The following is a 22,604-nucleotide window of genomic DNA, read 5'->3' on the forward strand; positions in this document are numbered from 1 at the left end:
CCTTGGAGCACGCACGAAAGAGCAACCTTTCAGGTGTGTGGAAGGAATGAAGTCAGATCGCTTTCTGGTCGCGGCCGGTCCAACAATCCGAGCTTCACCGGCACATCGTAAAGGCGGCCCGGTGCGAAGCGGCGATAGAAATGACGCAAGCCGGGAACGAGCACTCTAACGACCGGAACCTCGACGTCGGGACGTGTCTGGTCGAGGACGAGGAAATCGTAACCCGCACGGGCGGCGATCTCGACGCAGGCAATGACCTGGTCTCGCGTATTGTCGTGGAGCTCGAGGCTCGGCGCTGGGGGGACGATCGGGTGGTCGCTTGGTGTCAGGAACGGGTGGTCTTCCAGGCGCAGCGGCGTGACGCCGTCGAGGGTCGGTTTCTCGCCGCTCGCACCGTCCATCATGCCGACGGACATAAATTGGGTCAGCTCGGTGAGGGAGCGCAGCAGGGCTATACGGCGGTCGAAATGCGCGCCGGAACCGAACTCGATATTCTCGTGTCCATTCTGCATCCAGTGCATGATCGCCACGTAAGTCGGAATGCCGAGGTCAGCGGTGATGTCGAGCACCCACAGCTTGCGCCCGGCTTCCGCAAATTGAGCCCGGAGATCCCGGACGTAAAAATCATCGAACTGCGCGAGGTCGACCTCGGCGCGCTGCACGCGGTTGTACCACCAGATCGCGTAGGCATCGCGCTCGATCAGTTCGAGGAAACCTTGGACAATCGCTTCGTCGCGGGTGTTGCCGGCTGCGCAGCCGTTGGAATCCGTATGAAAGCCGCCATAAAAGAAGTACAGGAGGCCCGTCGGCAGATATTTGAAGCGTGTGTCGCGCAGCGATGAGACCGGCGACCACTCGGTTCTCCTCGAGGGATCGAACGGCTCGGGAACCGGGTGGGGATCGTCCGGCTGCTGGAGAAACCTGTTCTTGAACTGCGTTTCGCTGAAGAGCTGGATTTCGTTGGGAAGAAGCGCGTCGCCAGGCGCGAAATCGGCAAATCGACGCGTCGTCCTGATCTCATCGCCCTGGAAAATGCCCGAATAGCGTTCGATCGATTCCATCAGCGCGCTGGCTTCACCCTGCTCGGCGGTCGAGCCCTTGCCAAAGCTGCCGCCGCTCAATCCGGACCTTAGCTGGTCGATGCTGTGGGCCGGCGCGGAGAAATTATGCTGGGCGAAGTAGTTGGTGTTCATTGGCAGATCGACGTCGATCCGTTCGAGCTTGGTCACCACGCCTGTCAGTGGGCTCACATGCTTGCGGAAGCGCGACACCGTCGACCGCGATGTCACGGTGCGGTATCCACCGCTGGTCATGACGAGCCTCTTGCCCTCGGCAATCTCGACCAGGGCCGGAGATCGGCGCGGATTGTTCAGCTTCCTGCTGCCGCAGGTCGGACATTGCGGACGTCGCGTCACGTAGTGCTTGGCGATGGCGGCGCCGGTCAGATCGAAGCTTGCGATGTGATTGCACAAATCGGTGCGAAAATCCGAGGCAATTGCCTTGGCGATCTCGACGGCCGCAAAATGGATTCCAGTCTGGCCGACGCTTTCTCTGACGAGGGGCGATGTGGCAACCGCATGCGCCGGTCCCCGGTCAAGAAATCCCTTGATCTCCCGGTTGCGGATCATGCGATCAAACAGGCAGGTCCAGCAGGCGCTCTCGCCCGGTTTGAACACGGGCCCGACTAGCGGAAACGGGCCGGATGGCTGTACCAGCAACCAGGACGTCTTGCCGGCCACACGTTCCTGGTTCAGTTCAGCAAGTCGCCGGTCGAGATAGTCGTTCACCAGCGTGATCGTGAGCTTCGGCGCTCGCTTGGCGATTTGAACGCCAAGCTTGCCCAACGCCGCGGTCAGCTCCTTGGCGCCTTTGACGTCAATCGACTCGACTCGCACGGGGCAATTGCGAATATTTTGTTCCGCGATCTCCAAAGGCATGCCGAGGCTTGCCAAGAAACCGCCGACGGCATCGTCAAATGCTTTCGAGGTCCGTGCAACGATATATCGGCGATCGAGGAGCCGCTTGATCGCTTCCTCGATCTTGTCGGCCGGGAAGCGCTTCGAAAGCTGGCGAATGATCTCCGACCTGGCCTTGCCGTGTTGCCCGATCGCGGTGGCGAGGGCGCAGTAGAGCTCGCCGTGTAGGAAGAACTTGCGATCCTCAGAATAGAGGCAAACCGCATCGGGAGGCAGTACGTAAGCGGTGAAGTTCGGTGCAAATCGGAGAATGTCCTTGCGGGTCTGCCGCGCAACGCGGGTCTTGCGAGTTGCAGTCATTGAGTCAGCACGCTGATCCTGTTGCCGTCACGCTCAATCCCCGGCGCAAGACGGTTCGTCGTGACCCCGCGCCAGCATTTTCTCAGAGAAGTGAAACGAATTCAGCTGTCACGCGGCAAGCCGCCGATGCAAGCGTCATAGCGAAATCAGGCAATTGGCCGGACCCATTCTTGAGGCGGGCCAATGATCTCAATCCGTAAATTTGACATTCGAAACGCGCCGGGGGCTAGCACCAGCGGCAGCGGCCCCACGATGCGCAGCAACCCGCGCATGATACGGCGCATCCCACCACACCAACGGCACAGCCAACTGCACAACCCGCACATCGGCAACCGACGCCACATCGGCAACTACGGCAAGCCCGACAGCCTCTGCAGCCGCGGCAACCGCCGCATCCGCGCCATGCCAGCTGCACGCGGCTGCCGGCGTTTTCCTTATCGAAGAGATGGAAGGTGGCGAGGCTGACGTCCGCCATTTCCTCTTCATCGAGCGTGATTGCCTGACCCGTTCCAAAGTGCGGCAATTGTTGTACGTCGGGCGTCGGCACGGCGGACGCCGATGCGCCTCCCGCCAGCGAGAACGTCAACCCTGCGGCTCCGAACGCCGGCACGGCGACTTTGGTTGCTCGCTTCTTCCCTTTAGAAGTCTTCTTCGCCTGCCGCATGGTCGAACCTCCGAGCAATTGCAAGAAGTGTCCCAGCCGGGGTAAGTCTACGCTCGGGAAATAACACGAGCAACAATTACGCGCACAAAAGCGCGGCGCCGCACGTTCAGGATGTATTCATCTTCATGAACGGAATCGGCACGGCCAGTTGACGCAACGCGTCAACGATCCGCGCTCTCGGTGCGTGGGCAGCTTGGTGCAGTGCCGCAAGCGCATCGAATCTTGAACGGAGAGGTCGGCGTGGCAGAGCGATCAGGGCGTTTCGCTTGGTATGAACTCCTGACAACGGATGTCGCAGCGGCGGGCGCATTTTATCGCAAGGCCGTCGGCTGGGGCGTGAAAGATGAATCGACCCCGGAACTGTCTTACGTGGTGCTTCGCAGCGGCGGCGCTCCGCTGGGCGGACTTATGGATATCCCGGAAGAGGGGCGGAGATTGGGGGCGACGCCGAGATGGATGGGATATGTCGCCGTCGACGACCTGGACGCAACCACCGCGCAGATCAGGCGTCTTGGAGGCACGATCCATGTGCCGCCGACCGACACCAATATCGGTCGCATCGCAGTCGTTGCCGATCCGCAGGACGCGATGTTCGGGCTGATCAAAGGGCCGACATATGGTCGACGGAAACCGGGCCGGCTGGATGAGCCGGGGCGCGTTGGCTGGCATGAGTTACTGGCCGCCGACCGAACTGTGATCTTCGATTTCTATAGAGAACTATTCGGTTGGCAGAAGGCCGACGCTCAAAGCGAACCGGCGGCCTGGTATCAATTGTTCTCGGCGGGTGGGCAGACGGTCGGCGGCATGCTCACCAAACTTCCGAGCGTAGCGCAGCCGAGCTGGCTGCATTACTTCAATGTCGACGACATCGGTGCTGCGACCAGACATGTAAATGCTGGCGGAGGCCGGATCCTGCAGGGTCCGATCGAATTGCCTGATGGCTGCTGGATCGCACGTTGTGTCGATCCTCAGGGCGCCCTGTTTGCATTGCAGGGCGCCCGAGGTTCGACCAGCATTGAGCCGTCCTTGGCCTCGGAAATCGGCTGGTCCGCCAAGTGGGGTGGCATTGCCTCGCAGGGCAGAATTGTGCTGCCCAAGCCGGGGCGCTAGCTGCGGCCTCTGTCCGGCACTCACGCGACCGGGCAAAGGCCGCGCCGGGAGCAGGGGAGGCCTGCGCGGGGCCGATCGGGGCCGTTTTGAGGCAAGTTCCCGTTGCGCGCGCCCAGCCCGTGCGCTATCCGGCCGGAAAGGCCTGAGGCGACTTCCATTTTTCCGCCCGGCCGACCCAACCCAGGACGGAAACCGCCATGCCAGCCTATCGCTCCCGCACCACCACCCACGGCCGTAACATGGCGGGTGCCCGCGGCCTCTGGCGCGCGACGGGCATGAAGGACGGCGATTTCGGCAAGCCTATCATCGCGGTCGTAAACTCCTTCACCCAGTTCGTGCCCGGCCACGTCCATCTCAAGGACCTCGGCCAGCTGGTCGCCCGCGAGATCGAGCAGGCCGGCGGCGTCGCCAAGGAGTTCAACACCATCGCGGTCGATGACGGCATCGCCATGGGCCATGACGGCATGCTCTACAGCCTGCCGTCGCGCGAACTGATCGCCGACAGCGTCGAGTACATGGCCAACGCCCACTGTGCCGACGGTCTCGTCTGCATCTCCAACTGCGACAAGATCACCCCCGGCATGCTGATGGCTGCTCTGCGGCTGAACATCCCGGCCGTGTTCGTCTCGGGCGGACCGATGGAGGCGGGGAAGGTCAAGCTCCAGGGCAAGACCAAGGCCGTCGATCTCATCGACGCCATGGTGGCTGCCGCCGACTCCAAGGTCAGCGACGAGGACGTCAAGGTGATCGAGCGCTCGGCGTGCCCGACCTGCGGCTCCTGCTCGGGCATGTTCACCGCCAACTCCATGAACTGCCTGACCGAGGCGCTCGGCCTTGCGCTGCCCGGCAACGGCACGGTGGTGGCAACCCATGCCGACCGCAAGCGCCTGTTTGTGGAGGCCGGCCACACCATCGTCGATCTCGTCCGCCGCTATTACGAGCAGGACGACGCCTCCGTGCTGCCGCGCAATGTCGCGAATTTCAAGGCGTTCGAGAACGCGATGACGCTCGACATCGCGATGGGCGGCTCCACCAACACCGTGCTGCATCTGCTGGCGGCCGCCCATGAAGGGCAGGTGGAGTTCACCATGCGCGACATCGATCGCCTGTCGCGCCGCGTGCCCGTGCTGTGCAAGGTGGCGCCGTCGGTTGCCGACGTCCATGTCGAGGACGTCCACCGCGCCGGCGGCATCATGGGCATTCTGGGCGAGCTCGACCGCGCCGCGCTGATCGACACCTCGGTCTCGACCGTGCATGCGCCGACCATGAACGATGCGCTGGAGCGCTGGGACATCAAGCGCTCCAAGAGCGAAGCGGTGCGCACCTTCTATCGCGCCTCGCCCGGCGGCATCCCGACCCAGGTCGCCTTCAGCCAGGACCGCCGCTACGACGAGCTCGATGCGGACCGCGAGAAGGGCGTCGTGCGCAATCTCGCGCACGCCTTCAGCAAGGACGGCGGCCTCGCCGTGCTCTACGGCAACCTCGCGCAGGACGGCTGCATCGTGAAGACCGCGGGCGTTGATGCTTCGATCCTGAAATTCTCCGGCCCAGCGCGCGTGTTCGAAAGCCAGGACGCGGCCGTCGAAGGCATCCTGGGCGGCAAGGTCGTCGCCGGTGAGGTCGTGGTCATCATCTATGAAGGCCCGCGCGGCGGCCCCGGCATGCAGGAGATGCTGTATCCGACCAGCTATCTGAAATCGATGGGCCTCGGTAAAGCCTGCGCGCTCGTCACCGACGGACGCTTCTCGGGCGGCTCGTCCGGCCTGTCGATCGGCCATCTGTCGCCGGAAGCCGCCGAGGGCGGCAACATCGGTCTCGTGCGCACCGGCGACGTCATCGCCATCGACATCCCGAACCGCAGCATCACGCTGGAGGTCTCCGACGAGGAGCTCGCCAAGCGCCGCGCCGCGGAAGAGGCGAAGGGCGATGCCGCATGGCAGGCGACGGGCCGCAAGCGCAACGTCTCCACTGCGCTGCAGGCTTACGCTGCGCTCACCACCAGCGCCGCGCGCGGCGCCGTGCGCGAGGTCAAGCGGCGTTCGCGATAGGCGCCTGATCGGCGGCGCCACAGGCTGGCTTCATTGCTCCAGGACGACGCGCGCTCTCCACGCGAGCGCGCGCAGATGCGCCTTTGCAGGTCACGACCGTGCGGCTGGGACGGAGGGGAAAGAAACGGCCCCGCCTCCTGGGGTGTGGGCTATTAGGGGTGGAGGCGGGAGCCGTTTGCAAAGTGGGCACCCGACGTGCGGGCTCGCCCGCCAGGCCCTATCAGCTTAATGTATTTATCCCCATTCCGCTATTTAATTTTTATATATTTTCGTTTTGTGATTTAATCGTGCCATCGCAATTGCGGAAATCCATTTTTCCGAATCTGACCGGAGGCAGTCTCCGTATCCGGATCTATCCGCAAGGGACCGGATTGCCAGTAGCGGAGTAAGTCATGAGTCATTCTCCATCGCTCGTGCCGCAGATGACCACAGACCGGGATGTCTATCTCGTGCTCGACGATTTCGGCCGGCGACTGGGCCGCGCCTGGTGTGAAACGGCCGAGGAGGATGCCAATCGCGCGACCCTGCTCAGGCATCTCGCCGAAGGGCAATATCTCCATCCCGCACGTGTCGTGGCCTTCAATACCGCGGAAGGATGGTCACGAGATGTCACCACAGAGATCGCCGACGAGCTGCGTCGCCGCTTTGTCGAATTCGAGGAGACCGATCCCTCGCTGCTGGAGTTCTTGGAAAGAGCGGCGAGGCGCTGAAGCTCGACGCGCGCGTTAATGCGCGTGGTCAATGAGGTCTTACCGGTCGGCTGCGATCGGCCGTTTGCATTAAGGATGCCCCGACGAAGTTCGGCAGCCCTGGATTTTGCGGCGTATGCTGCTCCGACCTTCGGATCCAAATCCCATTCGGGCAACTGGGGCACCGCACGCAATGTCTCGTACTCTCGCCGTTGTTTTCTCCACAGCCGTCGCAGCGATCTCCATGACGGGTGCAGCCTCCGCCGGCTGCTACAATTGCTACACCCCGCCGCCGTGCACGACCTGCTATCAGCAGCAATACGTCGCGCCGCAATACCGCACCGTCGACGAGACCGTGATGGTGTCTCCCGGCTCCGTTGTCGCGCACCGCACGCCGGCGCAGTACCGCACGGTGATGGTGCCGAGGACCGTGATGGTCGCGCCCCCGAGCGTCCAGTACGAGCGCACCCCCCCGCAATACGCCACGCGCCAGCGCGTCGAGATGGTCTCGCCGGGCTATTCCTATTACGCGCCGGTCCAGATGGGCTGCGCGTCCTGCGGCTACTGAGCTGAAGCTCAAGAGAATCAAGCGGCGGCCCGTGGCGGGGCGCCGCTTTTTTTGTCCGGGGCAAAGGAGGTCGGATCGCTTGAACCGGTTGATCCTGAGCAACACGAAACAGCATGAGTGTTCTTCCGGCATCCCTCAAGCGACCGCAGTTCGGGTTACTTGCTGCGGTCGCGGCTTCGATGATCTGCGTAGTCGTGATTGTTTGGGCGATCGGCTCGACCGACCGCGTGACCTATCTTGGACCGGATCATGGCCAGGAACAGACGATCGCGCAGGTTCGTCTCAAGACGCTTCCAGAAGGAAGCTATGTGATCGAGCGCAACGCGATCTACCACTCGATGCGGGTGGGTTGTCGCTATGATCTCAATTTCAGCCCGCAGTTCGGCCGCCGTGTCAGCGAACGCCAAACAACGAAGTATATCCGAAGCGCCGTTCTGGTTGATTGCCCTTCAAGTCTGGCGACTTCTTAGCAAACGATGCTTCAGTTCCGCTTCGGGCGCGCCGGGAACGTCACGACGCTGTCTATGTCGCTGGAACCTGATCGCCTACCTTGCTGCTTCACCACTTGCTCTAGCTCAAGAGCTTCTATTGCGAGCTCATCCGCCAAGCGCCCGAAGAGTTCACGCTTTTGCGGGTCGCTCGCTCGCCTGCTCATAAGAGCCAAATCCGCGGCATCGGCGCGGAGTTCGTCCAATCTTTTTCTGAGGTCCGCCATTATCGGCACGTCCTAAACCCGCTCTTCTCGTCGTAGCGGGGTGCAGGTCAACGGTGGAGCATCCTATGGGTTCTTCGTTAACCCTTCATTAGCCGACAGGCGTCGCGAGGAAGGCCTGACAGCGTGAACCGGCGGGCCCTGGATCGTTATCGGCACAGCCGGCGGCAGGCGTGTGCCCGGTCGCGTCGGATCTCCGTTGCAGCCTCGCAGCTTCACGCACGTAATGTCCGCCTTCCTGAGCGAATGGAGCATCGCGGCTGATCTTTTGCCTCTGAAGCGGTTGCTAGCTTACTCACAGCTCGGAGTTCCGTCTGTTCGGTTGGGCACCCTGACGTTCTATTCCGGCCCGGAACTTATCCTTGCGCTGCCACTGCCGCGTGACACTGCAACGCCTGTCGGAAGAAACCAGCCGTAAGCACTCGACACAAAGTGTTTGTTTCGCGTGGAGTAGTCAGTAGCGTCCCGGCGTCCCAAGACGACAGCGATCGTCGTCAGAGCACCTTTTCCTGGCTTCATCGAGCCGAAGCTTGCGCAGCAAGTCGAGCGCGTTCCGCGCAGCGATCGTTGGATTCACGAAGTCAAATTCGACGGCTACCGTGCTCAGTTTCACATCGCCAACGGCGACAAAGACAAGTCGACCTACTAAGCGCCGTCCGCTTTCGGTGTTTCCATGACTTACGCGGCGGTGCCTGTTCAGATCATTGATCTGGATCAATCGGGCCCTGGACGTGCGCTCACAAATGCGAAGCGCACCTGAACAGCGGGAGGCTAATCGGAGGATCACCAGATGAGTGAGTGGAAGGGCCTGGCGATACCCAAGCGGTTTGCGTTGGGCACCCTGATCGCGCTTTCGATCACCGTACTTCGTGTCGGAAGCATCTCTGCGCAGTCGCCAGATCTGCTGCCGTCTTGGAACGACGGCGCGACGAAGACCGCGATCACGGATTTCGTCGGTCGTATCACCAAGGAGGGAGGGCCGGACTTCGTCCCGCCAGCCGAGCGGATTGCAACGTTCGACAACGACGGCACGCTCTGGTGCGAGCAACCGTTTTACTTCCAGCTTGCTTTCGCGTTCGATCAGGTGAAGACGCTGGCGCCCAAGCATCCTGAATGGAAGACGCAGCAGCCGTTCAAGGGACTGCTCGCGGGAGACAAGCAGGCGGTTGCTGTCGCGGGCGAGAAGGGGCTGCTGCAGATCATGGCGGCGACCCACACCGGAATGACGATCGAGGCCTTCTCGAAGTCGGTATTGGAATGGATGGCGAGCGCCCGGCATCCCAGGTTCGACCGTCCGTACAATAGCCTCGTCTATCAGCCGATGCTGGAGCTCATGGCCTATCTGCGCTCGAATGGCTTCAAGACCTTCATCGTTTCCGGCGGTGGCGTCGAGTTCATGCGGCCATGGGTGGAGAAGGCCTACGGCATTCCGCCGGAACAGGTGGTGGGCTCCTCCGGTGTCGTGAAGTTCGAGATGGGAGCCGACGGCAAGCCCGAACTGATGAAGATCGCGAAGGTCGAGTTCATCGACGATGGCCCCGGCAAACCGGTCGGCATCAACCGCTTCATCGGCCGCCGTCCGATCTTCGCGTTCGGCAATTCGGACGGCGACCTGCAGATGCTGCAGTGGACGACGTCGGGACAGGGGCCGCGCTTCGCCGGCATCGTGCATCATACCGATGCCGAGCGCGAATACGCCTACGATCGGCAGTCGAAGATCGGCAAGCTCGACAAGGCCTGGGACGAAGCGAAGGCGAAGGGTTGGACCGTCGTGGACATGAAGCAGGATTGGAAGACCGTGTTTCCGGACAAGGGAGGAAACTGAGACAGTCGAACGGATCATGGAAGAGCTCGACCGGGCGATTGCGGACAACGAGGCGAAGCTCGGGGCGGCCAACAGCGAGACGAGGGCTCCCGCTCGCAACAACGCGTAGATCGCATAGCAGCCCGCATAAGCGCTGCAGGAGTTCAAGGCGTCGATCGCCGAACGTCAGTGATCAGGCGCTCGAGAGGAAAGCGATGAGCGGCTATGACATCTTCGCCTGGATCGTGCTGGTCATCCTGATCGCGGTGATCGTGCTGGTCGTCTGGCTGATGGGTTCGACGCCCGGTCACGTCGCGCGGCGGCGCGGGCATCCGTGGGCGGACGCCGTCGCCGTTGCAGGCTGGGTGACGCTGATCTTCGGCTTCGCGTTATGGCCAGTCGCGCTGATCTGGGCCTATGTGGACGTGCCCGCCCGTCGACCGGAGGAGAACCGGCCATGATGATCGCCCTGATGGCGTTGTACCTGGCGCTGCTGTTCACGCTGGTCTGGCTCGGCATCATCCGATTCAACGCCTTTTGGAAGTCCTCGCCTCTGATCGTGCTGCTGTTGCTGAACATCGGTCTCTTCATCCCGATGGGGTGGGGCGCTCCGCAAGGGGCGGCCATTGTGGTCCGCAACGCGGTGTCGATCGTGCCGAACGTGGCCGGCGAGGTGACGGATGTTCCGGTCGCAGCGAACGTACCGCTCAAGGCGGGAGACGTCCTGTTCAAGATCGACCCGACCCCGTACTCGGCTCAGGTCAAAGCCATCGACGCGCAGTACAAGCTCGCCAAGACCCGCCTCGGCCAGATGACGCAGCTCTTTGAGCGCGATGCGGGACGGGGCTTCGACGTCGAGCAGCGACAGTCGGAAGTCGACCAACTTTCGGGACAGCTCGAAAACGCCCAGTGGAATCTCGAAAAGACCGTGGTCCGGGCGCCGTCTGACGGCTACGTCACCAATCTGGCGCTGCGCAAGGGCGCTCGGGTCGCCAACCTGCCGCTGTCGTCGGTCATGGCCTTCATCGACACGTCGAACACGCTGATCGGCGTCGAAATTGACCAGATCGACGCGCGCTACATCGTGCCCGGCCAGGAGGTGGAAGTCGCCTTCAAATTCGTGCCGGGCCGCGTCTATGCTGGCACGGTCGAGACGGTCCTGCAGGCTGTCGCGACCGGCCAGGCGCAGACGTCCGGCACCGCGGTCGAGCCGAAGGCGATCGAGGCCGCTCCCTTCGTGGTCCGGGTGAAGCTAGACGACGAGACCTTCGCGACGCGGCTGCCCGCCGGGGCGACCGGAACCGCGGCCATCTTCACCGACCACGTCAAGGTCAGCCACGTCATCAGGCGAGTGCTGCTGCGGCAGGTCGCCATCCTCAACTACATCAACCCATTCTGACCGGAAGAGTAACAATTTATCGCGTGCGAAACCTTGGAAGCTGGAGTTTCCGACATGGAAACGAGAATAGGCCTCTACGTTGCGCTGCTGGCCCTTTCGGCAGCGGGCGGCGCGAACGCGCAGTCGATCGGCGATCCCGTCCCTGTCACGGTGGACAATTTCGTCCGTGCCGAATCCGATCTCTACGCCCGCAATCTGGAAAAGCAGAGCGGTCTTGGAAAGCTGCTCCACCGGCGCCAGCCGGCATCGATCGACGATCAGACGGTCATTCGACTCAACCGTGACACGCTGTATTCGTCGGCCGTGTTCGATTTGGATGCCGGGCCGGTCACGATCGCGCTTCCGGATGCCGGGAAGCGGTTCATGTCGCTGCAGGCGATCAGCGAGGACCACTATGCGACGACATATTATGGGACGCAGCCTCGCACGTTCTCCCGCGAAGACGTCGGAACGCGCTATCTCGTCGTGGGCATACGGACGCTCGTTGATCCGAACGATCCCGCGGACTTCAACGCGGTTCACGACCTGCAGGACGCGATCAAGGTGAGCCAGGAGGGCACGGGCAAGTTCGAGTTGCCGAACTGGGATCCGGTGAGCCAGAAGAAGATCCGCGATGCGCTGCTGGTTCTGCAGTCCACGGCATCCGACTTCAAGGGCGCTTTTGGTACGAAGTCCGAGGTGGATCCGGTCCGGCATCTGCTGGGCGCGGCCGCCGCCTGGGGCGGCAACGCGGACAAGGACGCGACCTATCTCAATTTCACGCCGAGCGGAAACGACGGTTCAACGATCTACGGGCTCACCGTCAAGGACGTGCCCGTCGAAGCCTTCTGGTCGGTGAGCGTCTACAACGCCGACGGCTATTTCGAGAAAAACGCCTATGGCGCCTATTCCATCAACAATCTGACCGCCCGGAGAAGGGGCGACGGATCGATCGCGATTCAGTTCGGTGGATGCGACGGGAAGATCCCGAATTGCCTGCCGATCTCGAAAGGCTGGAACTACACCGTACGCCTCTATCGGCCGAAACCGGAAATCCTAAGCGGCGCGTGGAAATTCCCCGAACCGAAGCCGGCGAGCTAGGAGTGGTCGTCATGAGCAAAGCTCTCATCGTCGCGGCTGCGGTTCTGCTGATGACTGCAGAAACGTGGGCGCAAGGTCCGTCGGCCGAAGAACTTGCCTCGCGCAACCTCCACCGCCGCGCCGTCGAGGCGATGATTTGGGCCATGCCGGCGGTGAACGCCGATCTGATGCTTCAGGCAATGGAGAAGAGCACCAAGGCCAAGGTCAACGAGATCGTCTACTGGTCGAAGCCGGTGAACTGGAAGAACCAGACGCTGACGCCCAATCCGGATTCGATCTACTTCATGTCCTTCTGGAACGTGAAGGACGGGCCAGTTGTCATCGAGATTCCGCCGGCTCAAGGCGGGTCGATCGCCGGAAACATCGTGACCGTCTGGCAGATGCCGCTCGAAGATGCTGGCCCCGAAGGCGCCGATAAAGGGGAAGGCGGCAAGTACCTGATTTTGCCGCCCGGCCACACGGGGGAGGTGCCGGCGGGCTACATCGTTCTCCGGTCAGATACGTTCAGTGGTTTTGCGCTGCTGCGATCCAATCTCGCCAGCCATGCCGATGCCGACGTCGCCAAGTCGGTCGCCTATGGCAAGCGGATCAAGATCTACCCGCTCGCAAACGCGAAGGAGCCGCCGCCGACGAATTTCAGCGATGCGTACGACGTCCTGTTCGATTCCACGATCCCCTATGACGCGCGCTTCTACCGCAGCCTCGACCGCGTCGTGCAGGCCGAGCCGTGGCTCGATCGGGACCGCGTCATGATCGATCAGCTCCGCTCGATCGGCATCGAGAAGGGCAAGCCGTTCGATCCGGATCCGAAGACCGTCGCTGTGTTGGTCGATGCGGCGCGGGAAGCCCATGTCCTGCTGTCGCAGCGCTACGATGCTGGCTTTCCCGAGATCAATCCCGGCATTCGCTGGTTTCCGGCCGCAATGGCTGAGATGGTGAAGGCGGCCCAGAACGGATACGCCGATCCGAATGCCTATCCCGTCGACGTGCGCGGCGTTACCTACACGCTCGGCTTCACCGGCATCAAGCGCATTGGTACCGCCCAGTTCTATCTGATGGTCAGCAAGGACAAGGACGGCGTTTCCTTCGACGGCAGCGCGACCTATCGCCTGACCGTCCCTGCGAATGCACCCGTCAAGCAGTATTGGTCGGCGACGGTCTACGACCGCGAGACGCACACGCTGGTGCGCAACATGCCAAGCGCCAGCCGCGCTTCGATCAGTCCAGGCATTCAGAAGAACGCCGACGGCTCCATCGACGTCTTCTTCGGTCCCAAGGCGCCGGACGGCAAGGAGGCCAACTGGGTGCCGACCGATCCTTCCCGCAAGTTCGAGCTGCTGTTTCGGCTCTACGGGCCGGAGAAGCCGCTGTTCGACCACACGTGGAAGCTCCCCGACGTCGAGAAGGTTTCGAAGTGAAGTGCGATCGAGGGGCGAGTATCGAAGGCGCCGATCTTCCCGGCCGCGCCGGAGCCGGGCAGGGACTTCGACCCGACCCCCTTCCGCATCCCGCGCAACGTCTCCAAGGAATTCCGACGCCGCGCCGATCTGCTCAATTTCGACATCAAGCTCCACACGCGGTATCTATGCGACGGTGCTGCTCGATGCCGGATGGACCCCCCGACATGGTCGCTAGGCGTCTCGGCGACGACCCGGCGGTCGTCATGCGCAATTACGTCAAGCGGAAGCGCAGCACCGAGGCGCAGGAGAAGATGAGGTCGACGCTCACCGCGCTTGCGGCGGGCTTCCTGAAGCCGTAGAGACGCCTTTGTCCCCAAACTGTCCCTAAACCAAGGACTGTTCGCATTGCGTTCATCGCGGCCAGCCGCTAAGTGACTGATCTTGCGAACTGGAAGGGTGGCCGAGTGGTTTAAGGCACCGGTCTTGAAAACCGGCGTGCCCGCAAGGGTACCGTGGGTTCGAATCCCACCCCTTCCGCCAGTCAAGGCCAAAAAGCCAATATTTTCAATATTTAGCGGTTCCGACTCACCAAAAGCGACTCACCAGATCACACGGGGCTAGTCCGTTTCGGCGCAAAGCGCGGATCAATCGGTCGTTCTCAAACGGTCGAGAATGATCCAGTTAGGAACTTACCCGCACACCTGCACTTCCACTCGACCTCCGAGAGAGCTTAAACTGAGGCGCTACTCGGTCGCGAAATTGCATTCTTCTAAGGGGGAACATGAAGCTCGTTCAATTTAGGGTGCAAAACTATCGGAATATCTTGGATTCGGGCTTAATTGACGTGGGGAAGGTGACCGCCTTTGTAGGTCAGAATGAAGCCGGCAAAAGCAACCTGTTTGAAGCACTTTATTGCATCAACCCCATCACGCCGGAGGCATACAAACCCGACGAAGATTGGCCCGTTGACCAATGGGACGGGCGTGCAACGGCAGATGGCAAGGAGGTGTGCTCGGCGGAGTTTGCGCTGAGCGCGGCCGAAATACAGGACGTATTCACCTTCGCCGCACCGCCAGCACCACCGCCTGCCGATGCACCAGAAGGCGCCCCCAAGGCGACTGCGCCCGCACCCATTCCTCTACCCGAGGCCGCTGCGGTGATCGCATGTCGCGCCTACGGTGGCGAAACTACACACCAGATGTGCGCCGATGGCGCGGAGAAACTTGACCCCGCCAAACTCATGAAATGGATGGCGGAAAAGCTACCAAAATTTGTGCTTGTCCGCGAATACGATATGTCCGGCGAGCAAATCGAACTCGACCAGTTGCGGCAGAGGTTGTCCAACGCTGGCAACAACCGTCAATCGTTATCAAACGACGATCAGACGATTCTCATTATTCTCGACCTTGCGGCGATCAACTTGGACGAGTTTATCACCAAGGGGAAATCGGCGGAGGGGCGCACTGTTCGATCGTTCGACAAACGTTCGGCATCAGCTTACTTGACGAAGCAATTTAAGAAACTTTGGACACAGAAGGATGTGCGCTTCGACATTGAGGTGGATGGCAGCACTCTAAACATTTTTGTCGAGGATCAAGAGATTGGCATGCCCGTGCGCCTCAAGCGCCGGTCTACTGGGTTCCGTTGGTACGTCTCCTTCGCTTGGAAGTTCACGCACGCGACGCGAGGGGAATTCAAAGACTGTATCTTATTGCTCGAGGAGCCGGGCGTCCACTTGCACTACAGCGGCCAAAAAGACCTTCTGGATACGTTCGAGAACCTCTCGAAAGATAACACCATACTCTACACTACCCACCTCGCATCAATGGTGGACCTCGCCAATCCCGAACGCGTGCGGATCGTCGAAAGCCGCAACCACCACCTCGGCATTACACAAGGTGTCGTTAGCTCTTCGCGTGGACCTATGGCGGTCATCGAGCGTTCGCTTGGTCTAACGGGCGGTCTGAGCGGCATGTTGGGCAATCGTCAGGTCCTCATTGTCGAGGGCGGGACCGATGCGCTAATTTTGCAAAAGCTGTCCGGGCTCCTATCCAAAAATGGAAAGGGACTATCCGATCACGTGTTCCCCTGGCCCGCGCAGACCGCATCGAAAACACCAATGTACGCGGCTTTTGCAATTGGGCAGAAATGGGACGCTGGCGTGCTCTTGGATAGCGATCCAGAAGGCAACACTGCGAGAGAAAAAATCAAGACTCAGTACCTCGATAAGCTGGCCGAAGATCAACAGACCCGCTTTCGCGTTTTCATGCTCGCCAAAGCCGCAGGCATCAAAAAGACCAACGCGGCGATCGAGGACATATTTCCCGACGAGTTCTATGTCGAGTGTACCAATGCCGCCTTCGGCGTCGCAATCAGCATAGACGATCTTCCGCAAGACGGGTCGGACATGATAACCAAACGCGTCGAGCAGGTACTAAAAACCCGTTACGACCATAAAGCCCTCGATAAGGACGTGTGTTTGCGCAAATGCTCCGCAAATTTGACCAATGGAATGAGGTGGACGATCTGCCGGGCGACACCGCCGCACGTGCGGTAGAGTTATTCGCCACGATCAATCGGACATTCGCTGGGGGCTAAATCCGACCAATCACCCATCGGCGCAACGGTGCAGATGGTGAGTGTTGTGGCGAATCGACGATTTCTCACAACACTCGCGTCACCTAATTTCAATCGTTTACACAGCGAACGCGGCGGATGATGTTTCCGCATCTTCGGCTCCGCGATTTCAGGAGGGGATACTTTGGCGCTTTCAGATTTGACAGAAGGTGCAATCCTGCAAGCGATCACGGAATTCGATAGCCTTGGTCGCGATGCCTTCTTGCAGAAGTACGGCTATGGCAAGTCCCGCGGCTATTTCCTCCGCCACAAAGGAATCGCCCGCGCGAAAGCCTGCGCCCACTCGACCAGTGCTATTTACCAGCGACAAAATAGAAATCCTGTCTACCTGAAATAGATCCGTAGCTAAACGGTTGCTGCTGACGCCCGGTTGCGTCCATCACATCATCGCGCACATAGTCGAACAACCTCCGGACTTCTAAGCCGGGCGTTTGGACGTTTTTGACGAATGCCAAGGTAAATGGACTATTGTTCCCATTCCCATCCGACGCTTGCTGTCCGTCTTTGGCAGCGTAGATGACGAGCGTGCCAGCCTCCGGCTCTATTGCGGCAAGGCCGCCCGAGACTGACCGCGATGCGACTGTAAGAGTTCGCTTCATTTTTGCCTTGAATGGATTATCTCGACAGGCATCCAGAACAACGAGCCGAAGTTTCTTAGCTCGCTCGGCTGCATTTAAAACCTGTTCAAGGGGCACAGCTTCAAAGCCGATATCCCGGTCGGCTGCAATCGTGGCATCAACTGGAATAAGATAATTAGTTCCCCCGACCTCCATGCCGTGTCCGGCGTAATAGATGACTGCCCAATCTGCTCTTTCCGCTTGCACAGCAAAATTACGCAAGGCGCTAACTAACTCATCCTTTTTGAGGTTGGTCAGTAATGTGACTGACTGAAATCCGGTGCGCTTCAAGACGTCGGTGACCAACTTAGCATCACGTTCCGGATTGGGAAGCGCCGGAACATTTTCATATACGGAGTTTCCGATGACGAGTGCAATGCGGCCGTCGTCCGGCCGAACAGAAGTCGGGACTGACGAAGAAATTGCGCTGGAGGAAATTGGAAGCGAAGCAACCGGCTCGACTGCGGAAACTTTTGGATGAGCGGGCCCTGAAACGGCTGCAGGCGGCGCTCCAGGTGCCGGCCATTCCGTTGGGAGTGATGCAAGTTGGGTCCTAGCTGTATCGTGCGGCCATCCGTACGCCGGATCCCGTGGAATTCCGAGTGCGGAATTAAAATCAGCACGCGCCTTCGTAAGGTCTCCCATTTTCTTATACGTTAGACCCCTGTTGGTGTAAGCTAACGCGTTTTTAGGATCAATCCTTATCGCGTCGGTGAAGTCGGCGACGGCACGATCGTTGTCGCCTTTATCGCGATAGGCATTTCCGCGAATGATATACGTTTTCACATCTTTTGGATCAATTCTTATCGCGTCGGTAAAGTCGGCAATGGCACCGTCGTTGTCGCCTTTGCTGCGGTAGGCAATGCCGCGGCGGTAGTAATCTAGCGCATTTTTTGGATCCAACCGTATCGCCTGAGTGTAGTCGGCGATAGCGTTGTCATTGTTGCCTTCGAGCCGATACGTATAGCCACGGTTGGCGTATGCATTCGCATTTTTGGGGTCTACCCGTATCGCCTCCGAGAAGTCGGCCAATGCTCTATCATTGTCGCCTTTTTCCCGATAGGCATAGCCACGGTTGACGTAAGCAGTTGCATATTTGGGGTTTATCCGTATCGCCTCGCTATAGTCGGCGATTGCGCTATCATTGTCGCCTTTTCTCAGATAGCCCATGCCACGGTTGTTGTAATTTATTGCAGGTGCGCGCGCCCCCGAGTTAATCGCGCGGGTGCAGGCAGCAATCTTAACGTCGCCCTTCTCGGTATAACAACGAGTTGTGTCGTCCGCTACAGCTGGCCCAGCGACAACAAACAACGCAAAACAAAGCAATAACTCGCGAAGCATTTGAAAACTCCATCCCGCTCCGTGGCCCCGAGCCAGCATTTAAGCAAACCAAATCTATCGAGGCAAACTAGCTAAATTCTGTGATCCAAATCACAACGAAAATGAGTCCACGCCGGACTGGGATCGGAGACGGCTATGAAGTGTAAGAGCGGTCATGAATGGTCATCGGGCGGATACGCGTGACGATTTGCACAACCATATAAATCCCTTGGTTAGGAAGTTTGGTGAGCGCGCCAAATTAGCGAGCGACGACAATGCTTCGGGAGGAGGGCGCGTCCGCCGTCCTAGACTTTCAATTCAACTGCCGTTGCCATGCTGCACGGAGTTCCGCGAATTCGGCCGGGTGTGCCTCTCGGACCTTTGCGCAAAAATAGGCGCTTTCGCCGTATGCATGATGTTCGTTGCCGGTCGCACATCGCAAAGTCGCGCGCACCAAATCGGAAATATCTGTTGAATTGGGAAACAGTTTGTACAAACGGCGTCCTTCAGACTGGCATGTCGCGGGTCGCTCGCAATGAAGCCACGTGATCAAATACATCAGCGCCAGACCGTCCAGATATAGCCGCCCATCTACAACGTGAATTGTTTCAAACGTAGCATCAAGCGTTTCGACTACAATCGCGTTAGGGTTCGGCGTCCCCCTTTCAATGTCGTCAATTTTGCCATCGATTACGGTGACGTTGAGTTTAGGCTTTTCAATGAAATAGATCATGAGTGCAGGTAATCCAGATAAAGACGTGCGGCCTCGTCTTCGGTTGCCTTAGCCGGGATGCGCTGGTCTGGACCGTAGAGCGCACTACGGACATCGCGGCGCAATGTTGGCGATGTGTCTCTTTCGATCGTGCAAGCATACGGACGTGCATCGGCCTCATAGTCGTCAATGTGTGTCTTGCATCGTTCGAACCACCGTTGATATTGCGCTTCCCATCTGACGTAACCATCGCGCTGCTCATCGGTCAAACGATCGATGCGTGCGGCGAGCGATTGTGCTGGTTTGACGATCGCCCTTAGTGCCGCAAGCTGCTTTTTGATACCCGAGATTGTCACTTGCGCGACTGTTGCTCCATGATCAGCGCGGTCAATTCTTCCAACTGACGTTGCTTTGGATCGTGAACCGGTGGCGATGAGTTTCTTCAGCGGAGTGTGACGGTTGAACCGCGCTGAAGAGCCGTGCGACCAATTGCCATGCTCCAAGCCCTGCTCAGCGCGATCGTGGATATGCTCCTGAGCGTCGCATGGAGTGCCATCGTGAAGTTCTTGGGGTTGGAAAACGTCGTCGAAGTCGTGACGGCGATCTTCGGGCTTGGCTGTATCGTGATCGGCTTCACGGTGTACTTGCTGGGTCACTGACGGGAACGTCCCCAAGACGATCCCGCCTTGCTCGCGGCGGCGACTATGCTGCTGATAGACGCCGCCGATCCGCCGTCTGCAATCAGGCCGCAATCCGTTGCGCGACCGGCGCCGTCAGGTACTTGAGCACTTCCGCATGCTCGAGGTCAGGAACCGCGATGGCCGTGTGGCTGTACATCGCATGAGTCCGCGAGTTTGCGATCTTGTCCAGGATCTCCTTGCCTTTGACGACGTGCAGTCCCATGCCGTCGCCAGACGGGAAGATCGCCAGCACCACGTCGTAAGCCGCTATGACCGCTCGAAGCGCTTCGGCCTTGTCTTCGGCAACCTCGATGAAAATGCGCACATCAGCCGCGAGTTCGCGCAGCTCGTTAAAATCCAGCACTGTGGGGTTACTCCAACGCAACTATACTGATGCGAGATTGGAGGCGTTAGGTTACCGAAGTCTCAACAAGACGCGCCGAGTCACAAGTTTCACGGTGAGGTGACTCGTCCCGCTTCCTAAAGCGCGATGAGACTAGGGATGAATCGTCATCGCGCTCTGGGGGCATTGTTTGAGCATGATCTCCGCGCGAACGCGTACCGCGTTTGTCGCGAGGGAAAACCGCTGCACACTTTGCGCTAATGCGGCCCTTCGGGTCCGGATCATGCTCTAGCGCTTTGCTTCCTCCTTGCGAAGCCGGGCCTCTGCTGCCTCGTCCACGAGGTTCAAGGTGAGGCCGTCATAGCTCAGCTTGAGCCCACGGCCGACGATCCACGTCCATCCCTCGCGGGTGTCCTTGACCGGCTGCGCGTTGAACTGGTCGGAGATCGATTTGACGGCAGCTTCCTGCGGTCCCGGACTGATCAATTCGGCATTGACGCGCCAGATCGGATGTCTGGCGTCAGCGTCGTCGCTCGCGACCGTGACCTTGGCGCCATTGATTTCGCATTCGAGGATGTACGAGCTGCGGATCTGGCGGCAGAGGTAGTGACGTTGACTGACGAGCTTGCTTGTCTCGTCGGATGTCATCCCGGGCGAGAAGCCGAAGATGTCGGACTTTTTCACGAGGGCCAGCGACGCCGGCTTCAAGAAGCTTGGCTGGATGGCGACGAGGGCTGCGACAGCAACAACGATCAAGCCGGCGATGACGATGGCAACCTTCATGAGCCCCCCACGAGAAACCTTTCGACCATATAGCAGCCGCGGCGTTCTAACAGGCACCCAAAAGCGAAAACCCCGCCTGGGGGAAGCGGGGCTCTCTGGTGGGGTGAAGCTTAGGGACTTCAACAGTAAGACGCGCCAGCCGGCAAATGGTTCAAAAGGAAGAGGCACATGCTGCAGCATCTTGCACAGGAAGTCGGGAACTCCGGAGAACCCCTGCTTGCGTTTTGGGCCTCGATAGGCTCTAAGCCCGGTCACTTCATGACCTCTGGCATGAATCAGAAGCGCGCCTCCGCGGTCCGGCCGCGTCCATAGCAGAGTTTACGCGCGCGCCCCCTCAAAGGAATTCAGAACATGGCGAAGATGACGAAGACCCAATTGATTGATGCAATTGCGGAAGGCACGCAGCTGTCGAAGAACGACGTGAAGACGGTAATCGAGTATATGGCGACGGTCGGCTACAAGGAGCTCAACGAGTCCGGCGAGTTCGTCATTCCCGGCTTCGTGAAAATGTCGGTGGTGAACAAGCCGGCGACCGAAGCCCGGATGGGCGTCAATCCCTTCACCAAGGAGCCGATGCAGTTTGCGGCAAAGCCCGCGAGCAAGTCGGTCAAGGCCTCGCCGCTGAAGGTGGCCAAGGACGCCGTCTAAAGCGCCGAACGTCACCACGACGAGCAGGACAAGCCATCAAAAGAAAAACCCCGCGCTTTCGCGCGGGGCTCTCTTGGCTGACGGCATTGGGATTTCAGCGCCTGGCCGCCAGCCGTATTCGTAACGTAAGGTTGAAAATCTAAAACGCAACCGCGCCGCGGAGTATCTCTTCGTCAGGCGGCGCTGCCGTACGCCTGGCGCTGAAATCCGCAGGCCTTCAGGGGTCCGCGCGGCACGGAAAAGGTTCAAGGCCTTGTGTCCCGGAATTTCGCGGAAGATGTCTGGACATTTCGTTCTCATTTTGTTCTAATTGGTCATCTTCTCTTGGGAGGTGATTCATGACCGTCGAGAAACAGCGCGAAGTGATCAGGCTCTGGAACGAGCTCAGGAAGCTTGAGGGCCCGGCCGCGGAAGAGCTCCGCATCCAGATCCTGGAATGCTTTTCGGAGAAGGGCAAAGCCAAGCGGGCGGCATGATTGGGAGTCGGTGGCAGCCGGCGTGCGATCTCATCGTGGTGGCTCGCGCCTGTGAACATTCGCCGCCGATGCCTTTCGGAACGAACGTGTGACGCGCGCGTTCGCGCGGCAGGACATGCCCGCAATGCGCCAAGCCGATGATGGTGAACTCATCCAACGGCTTTCAGTGCGAGCCGTGCCGCTAGATCGTCATCGTGTTCACGGTCGGCTCGATATTCCTGCCACCAAGAATTTTGCCACCAAAAATTTTTCCGTCGAGAATCTTGTCGTCCAAAGTTCCTGCACCGAACTTGTGACGGCACGCGCCTTCATCGATCGTTAGGATTCGTGTCTCTTTGATTCTTCCGACTCCGATTCGTTCTTTGCGAACGAAATGGAGTCGGATGCAGAACAAGCCGTGCTTCTGTGTCGATGCGGGACATGTCCGTCATCGCCAGCTTCCGCCAGAGTCTTACGTTGCGACCGGCATACGCGATCGCGCCAAGACAAGTGGTCCGACGCCGCCGCGATCGACATCATGTGACCGGACGTTCGCCGCGCGCATTCACACGACTCGTTAAGAGTTGCTCCGCGCCGATTTCTTCGATTCCGATTCGTTCTTCGCGAACGAAAGGGAGTGGAAGCTGGAACAAAGCCAG

Annotated in this window: 21 protein-coding genes and 1 tRNA gene; 16 read left to right on the forward strand and 6 right to left on the reverse strand. The window is 59.8% G+C overall.

Annotated features, from left to right (window positions below; genetic code table 11):
- Positions 1 to 29: 29 nt before the first annotated feature.
- Positions 30 to 2,276 (reverse strand): TOMM precursor leader peptide-binding protein, encoded by a 2,247-nt coding sequence (locus NLM27_RS12910; RefSeq protein ID WP_254143651.1) that lies wholly within the window; start codon positions 2,274 to 2,276, stop codon positions 30 to 32.
- Between the two features lie 904 nt (positions 2,277 to 3,180).
- On the opposite strand from NLM27_RS12910, the gene NLM27_RS12915 reads away from it, so the two are divergent.
- The 13 genes from NLM27_RS12915 to NLM27_RS12975 all read left to right on the forward strand — a co-directional run bounded on the left by NLM27_RS12915 (position 3,181) and on the right by NLM27_RS12975 (position 16,307).
- Positions 3,181 to 4,050: a VOC family protein gene (locus NLM27_RS12915; RefSeq protein WP_254143652.1), complete on the forward strand. Its 870-nt coding sequence runs from the start codon at positions 3,181 to 3,183 to the stop codon at positions 4,048 to 4,050.
- A 197-nt stretch (positions 4,051 to 4,247) separates the two neighbouring features.
- On the forward strand, positions 4,248 to 6,098 hold the full coding sequence (gene ilvD, locus NLM27_RS12920; protein ID WP_254143653.1) for a dihydroxy-acid dehydratase: 1,851 nt from the start codon (positions 4,248 to 4,250) through the stop codon (positions 6,096 to 6,098).
- 392 nt (positions 6,099 to 6,490) lie between these two features.
- Positions 6,491 to 6,808, forward strand: coding sequence for a hypothetical protein (locus NLM27_RS12925; protein ID WP_254143654.1), 318 nt, complete (start codon positions 6,491 to 6,493; stop codon positions 6,806 to 6,808).
- A 223-nt stretch (positions 6,809 to 7,031) separates the two neighbouring features.
- Positions 7,032 to 7,355, forward strand: a complete 324-nt coding sequence (locus NLM27_RS12930; RefSeq protein ID WP_254143655.1) for a hypothetical protein — start codon at positions 7,032 to 7,034, stop codon at positions 7,353 to 7,355.
- A gap of 113 nt (positions 7,356 to 7,468) precedes the next feature.
- Positions 7,469 to 7,825 carry a hypothetical protein gene (locus NLM27_RS12935; RefSeq protein WP_254143656.1) on the forward strand — a complete coding sequence of 119 codons (357 nt, stop codon included), beginning with the start codon at positions 7,469 to 7,471 and terminating at the stop codon, positions 7,823 to 7,825.
- A gap of 1,032 nt (positions 7,826 to 8,857) precedes the next feature.
- On the forward strand, positions 8,858 to 9,892 hold the full coding sequence (locus NLM27_RS12945; RefSeq protein ID WP_254143657.1) for an HAD family phosphatase: 1,035 nt from the start codon (positions 8,858 to 8,860) through the stop codon (positions 9,890 to 9,892).
- Positions 9,893 to 10,086: 194 nt separating this feature from the next.
- Positions 10,087 to 10,332 (forward strand): DUF3302 domain-containing protein, encoded by a 246-nt coding sequence (locus NLM27_RS12950; protein ID WP_254143658.1) that lies wholly within the window; start codon positions 10,087 to 10,089, stop codon positions 10,330 to 10,332.
- Positions 10,329 to 11,270: an HlyD family secretion protein gene (locus NLM27_RS12955; protein WP_254143659.1), complete on the forward strand. Its 942-nt coding sequence runs from the start codon at positions 10,329 to 10,331 to the stop codon at positions 11,268 to 11,270. Before NLM27_RS12950 ends, NLM27_RS12955 begins: the two co-directional genes overlap by 4 nt.
- Positions 11,271 to 11,324: 54 nt before the next feature.
- Entirely contained in the window at positions 11,325 to 12,350 is a 1,026-nt protein-coding gene (locus NLM27_RS12960; protein WP_254143660.1) for a DUF1254 domain-containing protein, read from the forward strand.
- Between the two features lie 11 nt (positions 12,351 to 12,361).
- The gene (locus NLM27_RS12965; RefSeq protein WP_254143661.1) at positions 12,362 to 13,768 is read left to right on the forward strand and encodes a DUF1254 domain-containing protein; all 1,407 of its coding nucleotides are present in this window, start codon (positions 12,362 to 12,364) and stop codon (positions 13,766 to 13,768) included.
- 206 nt (positions 13,769 to 13,974) lie between these two features.
- Positions 13,975 to 14,109: a hypothetical protein gene (locus NLM27_RS43560; protein WP_256569961.1), complete on the forward strand. Its 135-nt coding sequence runs from the start codon at positions 13,975 to 13,977 to the stop codon at positions 14,107 to 14,109.
- 91 nt (positions 14,110 to 14,200) lie between these two features.
- Positions 14,201 to 14,290, forward strand: a tRNA-Ser gene (locus NLM27_RS12970).
- Positions 14,291 to 14,531: 241 nt separating this feature from the next.
- On the forward strand, positions 14,532 to 16,307 hold the full coding sequence (locus tag NLM27_RS12975; RefSeq protein WP_254143662.1) for an ATP-dependent endonuclease: 1,776 nt from the start codon (positions 14,532 to 14,534) through the stop codon (positions 16,305 to 16,307).
- A gap of 373 nt (positions 16,308 to 16,680) precedes the next feature.
- Here the strand turns inward: NLM27_RS12975 and NLM27_RS12980 are convergent, their stop codons facing one another.
- The 5 genes from NLM27_RS12980 to NLM27_RS13000 all read right to left on the reverse strand — a co-directional run bounded on the left by NLM27_RS12980 (position 16,681) and on the right by NLM27_RS13000 (position 20,842).
- The gene (locus tag NLM27_RS12980; protein WP_254143663.1) at positions 16,681 to 18,345 is read right to left on the reverse strand and encodes a tetratricopeptide repeat protein; all 1,665 of its coding nucleotides are present in this window, start codon (positions 18,343 to 18,345) and stop codon (positions 16,681 to 16,683) included.
- Between the two features lie 292 nt (positions 18,346 to 18,637).
- Positions 18,638 to 19,057: a hypothetical protein gene (locus NLM27_RS12985; RefSeq protein WP_254143664.1), complete on the reverse strand. Its 420-nt coding sequence runs from the start codon at positions 19,055 to 19,057 to the stop codon at positions 18,638 to 18,640.
- On the reverse strand, positions 19,054 to 19,692 hold the full coding sequence (locus NLM27_RS12990; protein ID WP_254143665.1) for a hypothetical protein: 639 nt from the start codon (positions 19,690 to 19,692) through the stop codon (positions 19,054 to 19,056). The genes NLM27_RS12985 and NLM27_RS12990 overlap by 4 nt, the downstream gene beginning before the upstream one ends.
- A gap of 85 nt (positions 19,693 to 19,777) precedes the next feature.
- A complete protein-coding gene (locus tag NLM27_RS12995; RefSeq protein ID WP_254143666.1) occupies positions 19,778 to 20,080 on the reverse strand; it encodes a hypothetical protein in 303 nt (100 codons plus the stop codon).
- A gap of 267 nt (positions 20,081 to 20,347) precedes the next feature.
- On the reverse strand, positions 20,348 to 20,842 hold the full coding sequence (locus tag NLM27_RS13000) for a hypothetical protein (RefSeq protein WP_254143667.1): 495 nt from the start codon (positions 20,840 to 20,842) through the stop codon (positions 20,348 to 20,350).
- A gap of 351 nt (positions 20,843 to 21,193) precedes the next feature.
- Here NLM27_RS13000 and NLM27_RS13005 point away from each other — a divergent pair, with 351 nt between their 5' ends.
- The 3 genes from NLM27_RS13005 (at position 21,194) to NLM27_RS13015 (ending at position 22,288) form a co-directional block, all read left to right on the forward strand.
- On the forward strand, positions 21,194 to 21,490 hold the full coding sequence (locus NLM27_RS13005) for an HU family DNA-binding protein (protein WP_254143668.1): 297 nt from the start codon (positions 21,194 to 21,196) through the stop codon (positions 21,488 to 21,490).
- Between the two features lie 338 nt (positions 21,491 to 21,828).
- On the forward strand, positions 21,829 to 21,966 hold the full coding sequence (locus tag NLM27_RS13010) for a hypothetical protein (RefSeq protein ID WP_008558897.1): 138 nt from the start codon (positions 21,829 to 21,831) through the stop codon (positions 21,964 to 21,966).
- An 88-nt stretch (positions 21,967 to 22,054) separates the two neighbouring features.
- Positions 22,055 to 22,288 carry a hypothetical protein gene (locus tag NLM27_RS13015; protein ID WP_254143669.1) on the forward strand — a complete coding sequence of 78 codons (234 nt, stop codon included), beginning with the start codon at positions 22,055 to 22,057 and terminating at the stop codon, positions 22,286 to 22,288.
- The last annotated feature ends 316 nt before the right edge of the window (positions 22,289 to 22,604 follow it).

This window comes from Bradyrhizobium sp. CCGB12 (genome assembly GCF_024199845.1).
GTDB lineage: Bacteria > Pseudomonadota > Alphaproteobacteria > Rhizobiales > Xanthobacteraceae > Bradyrhizobium.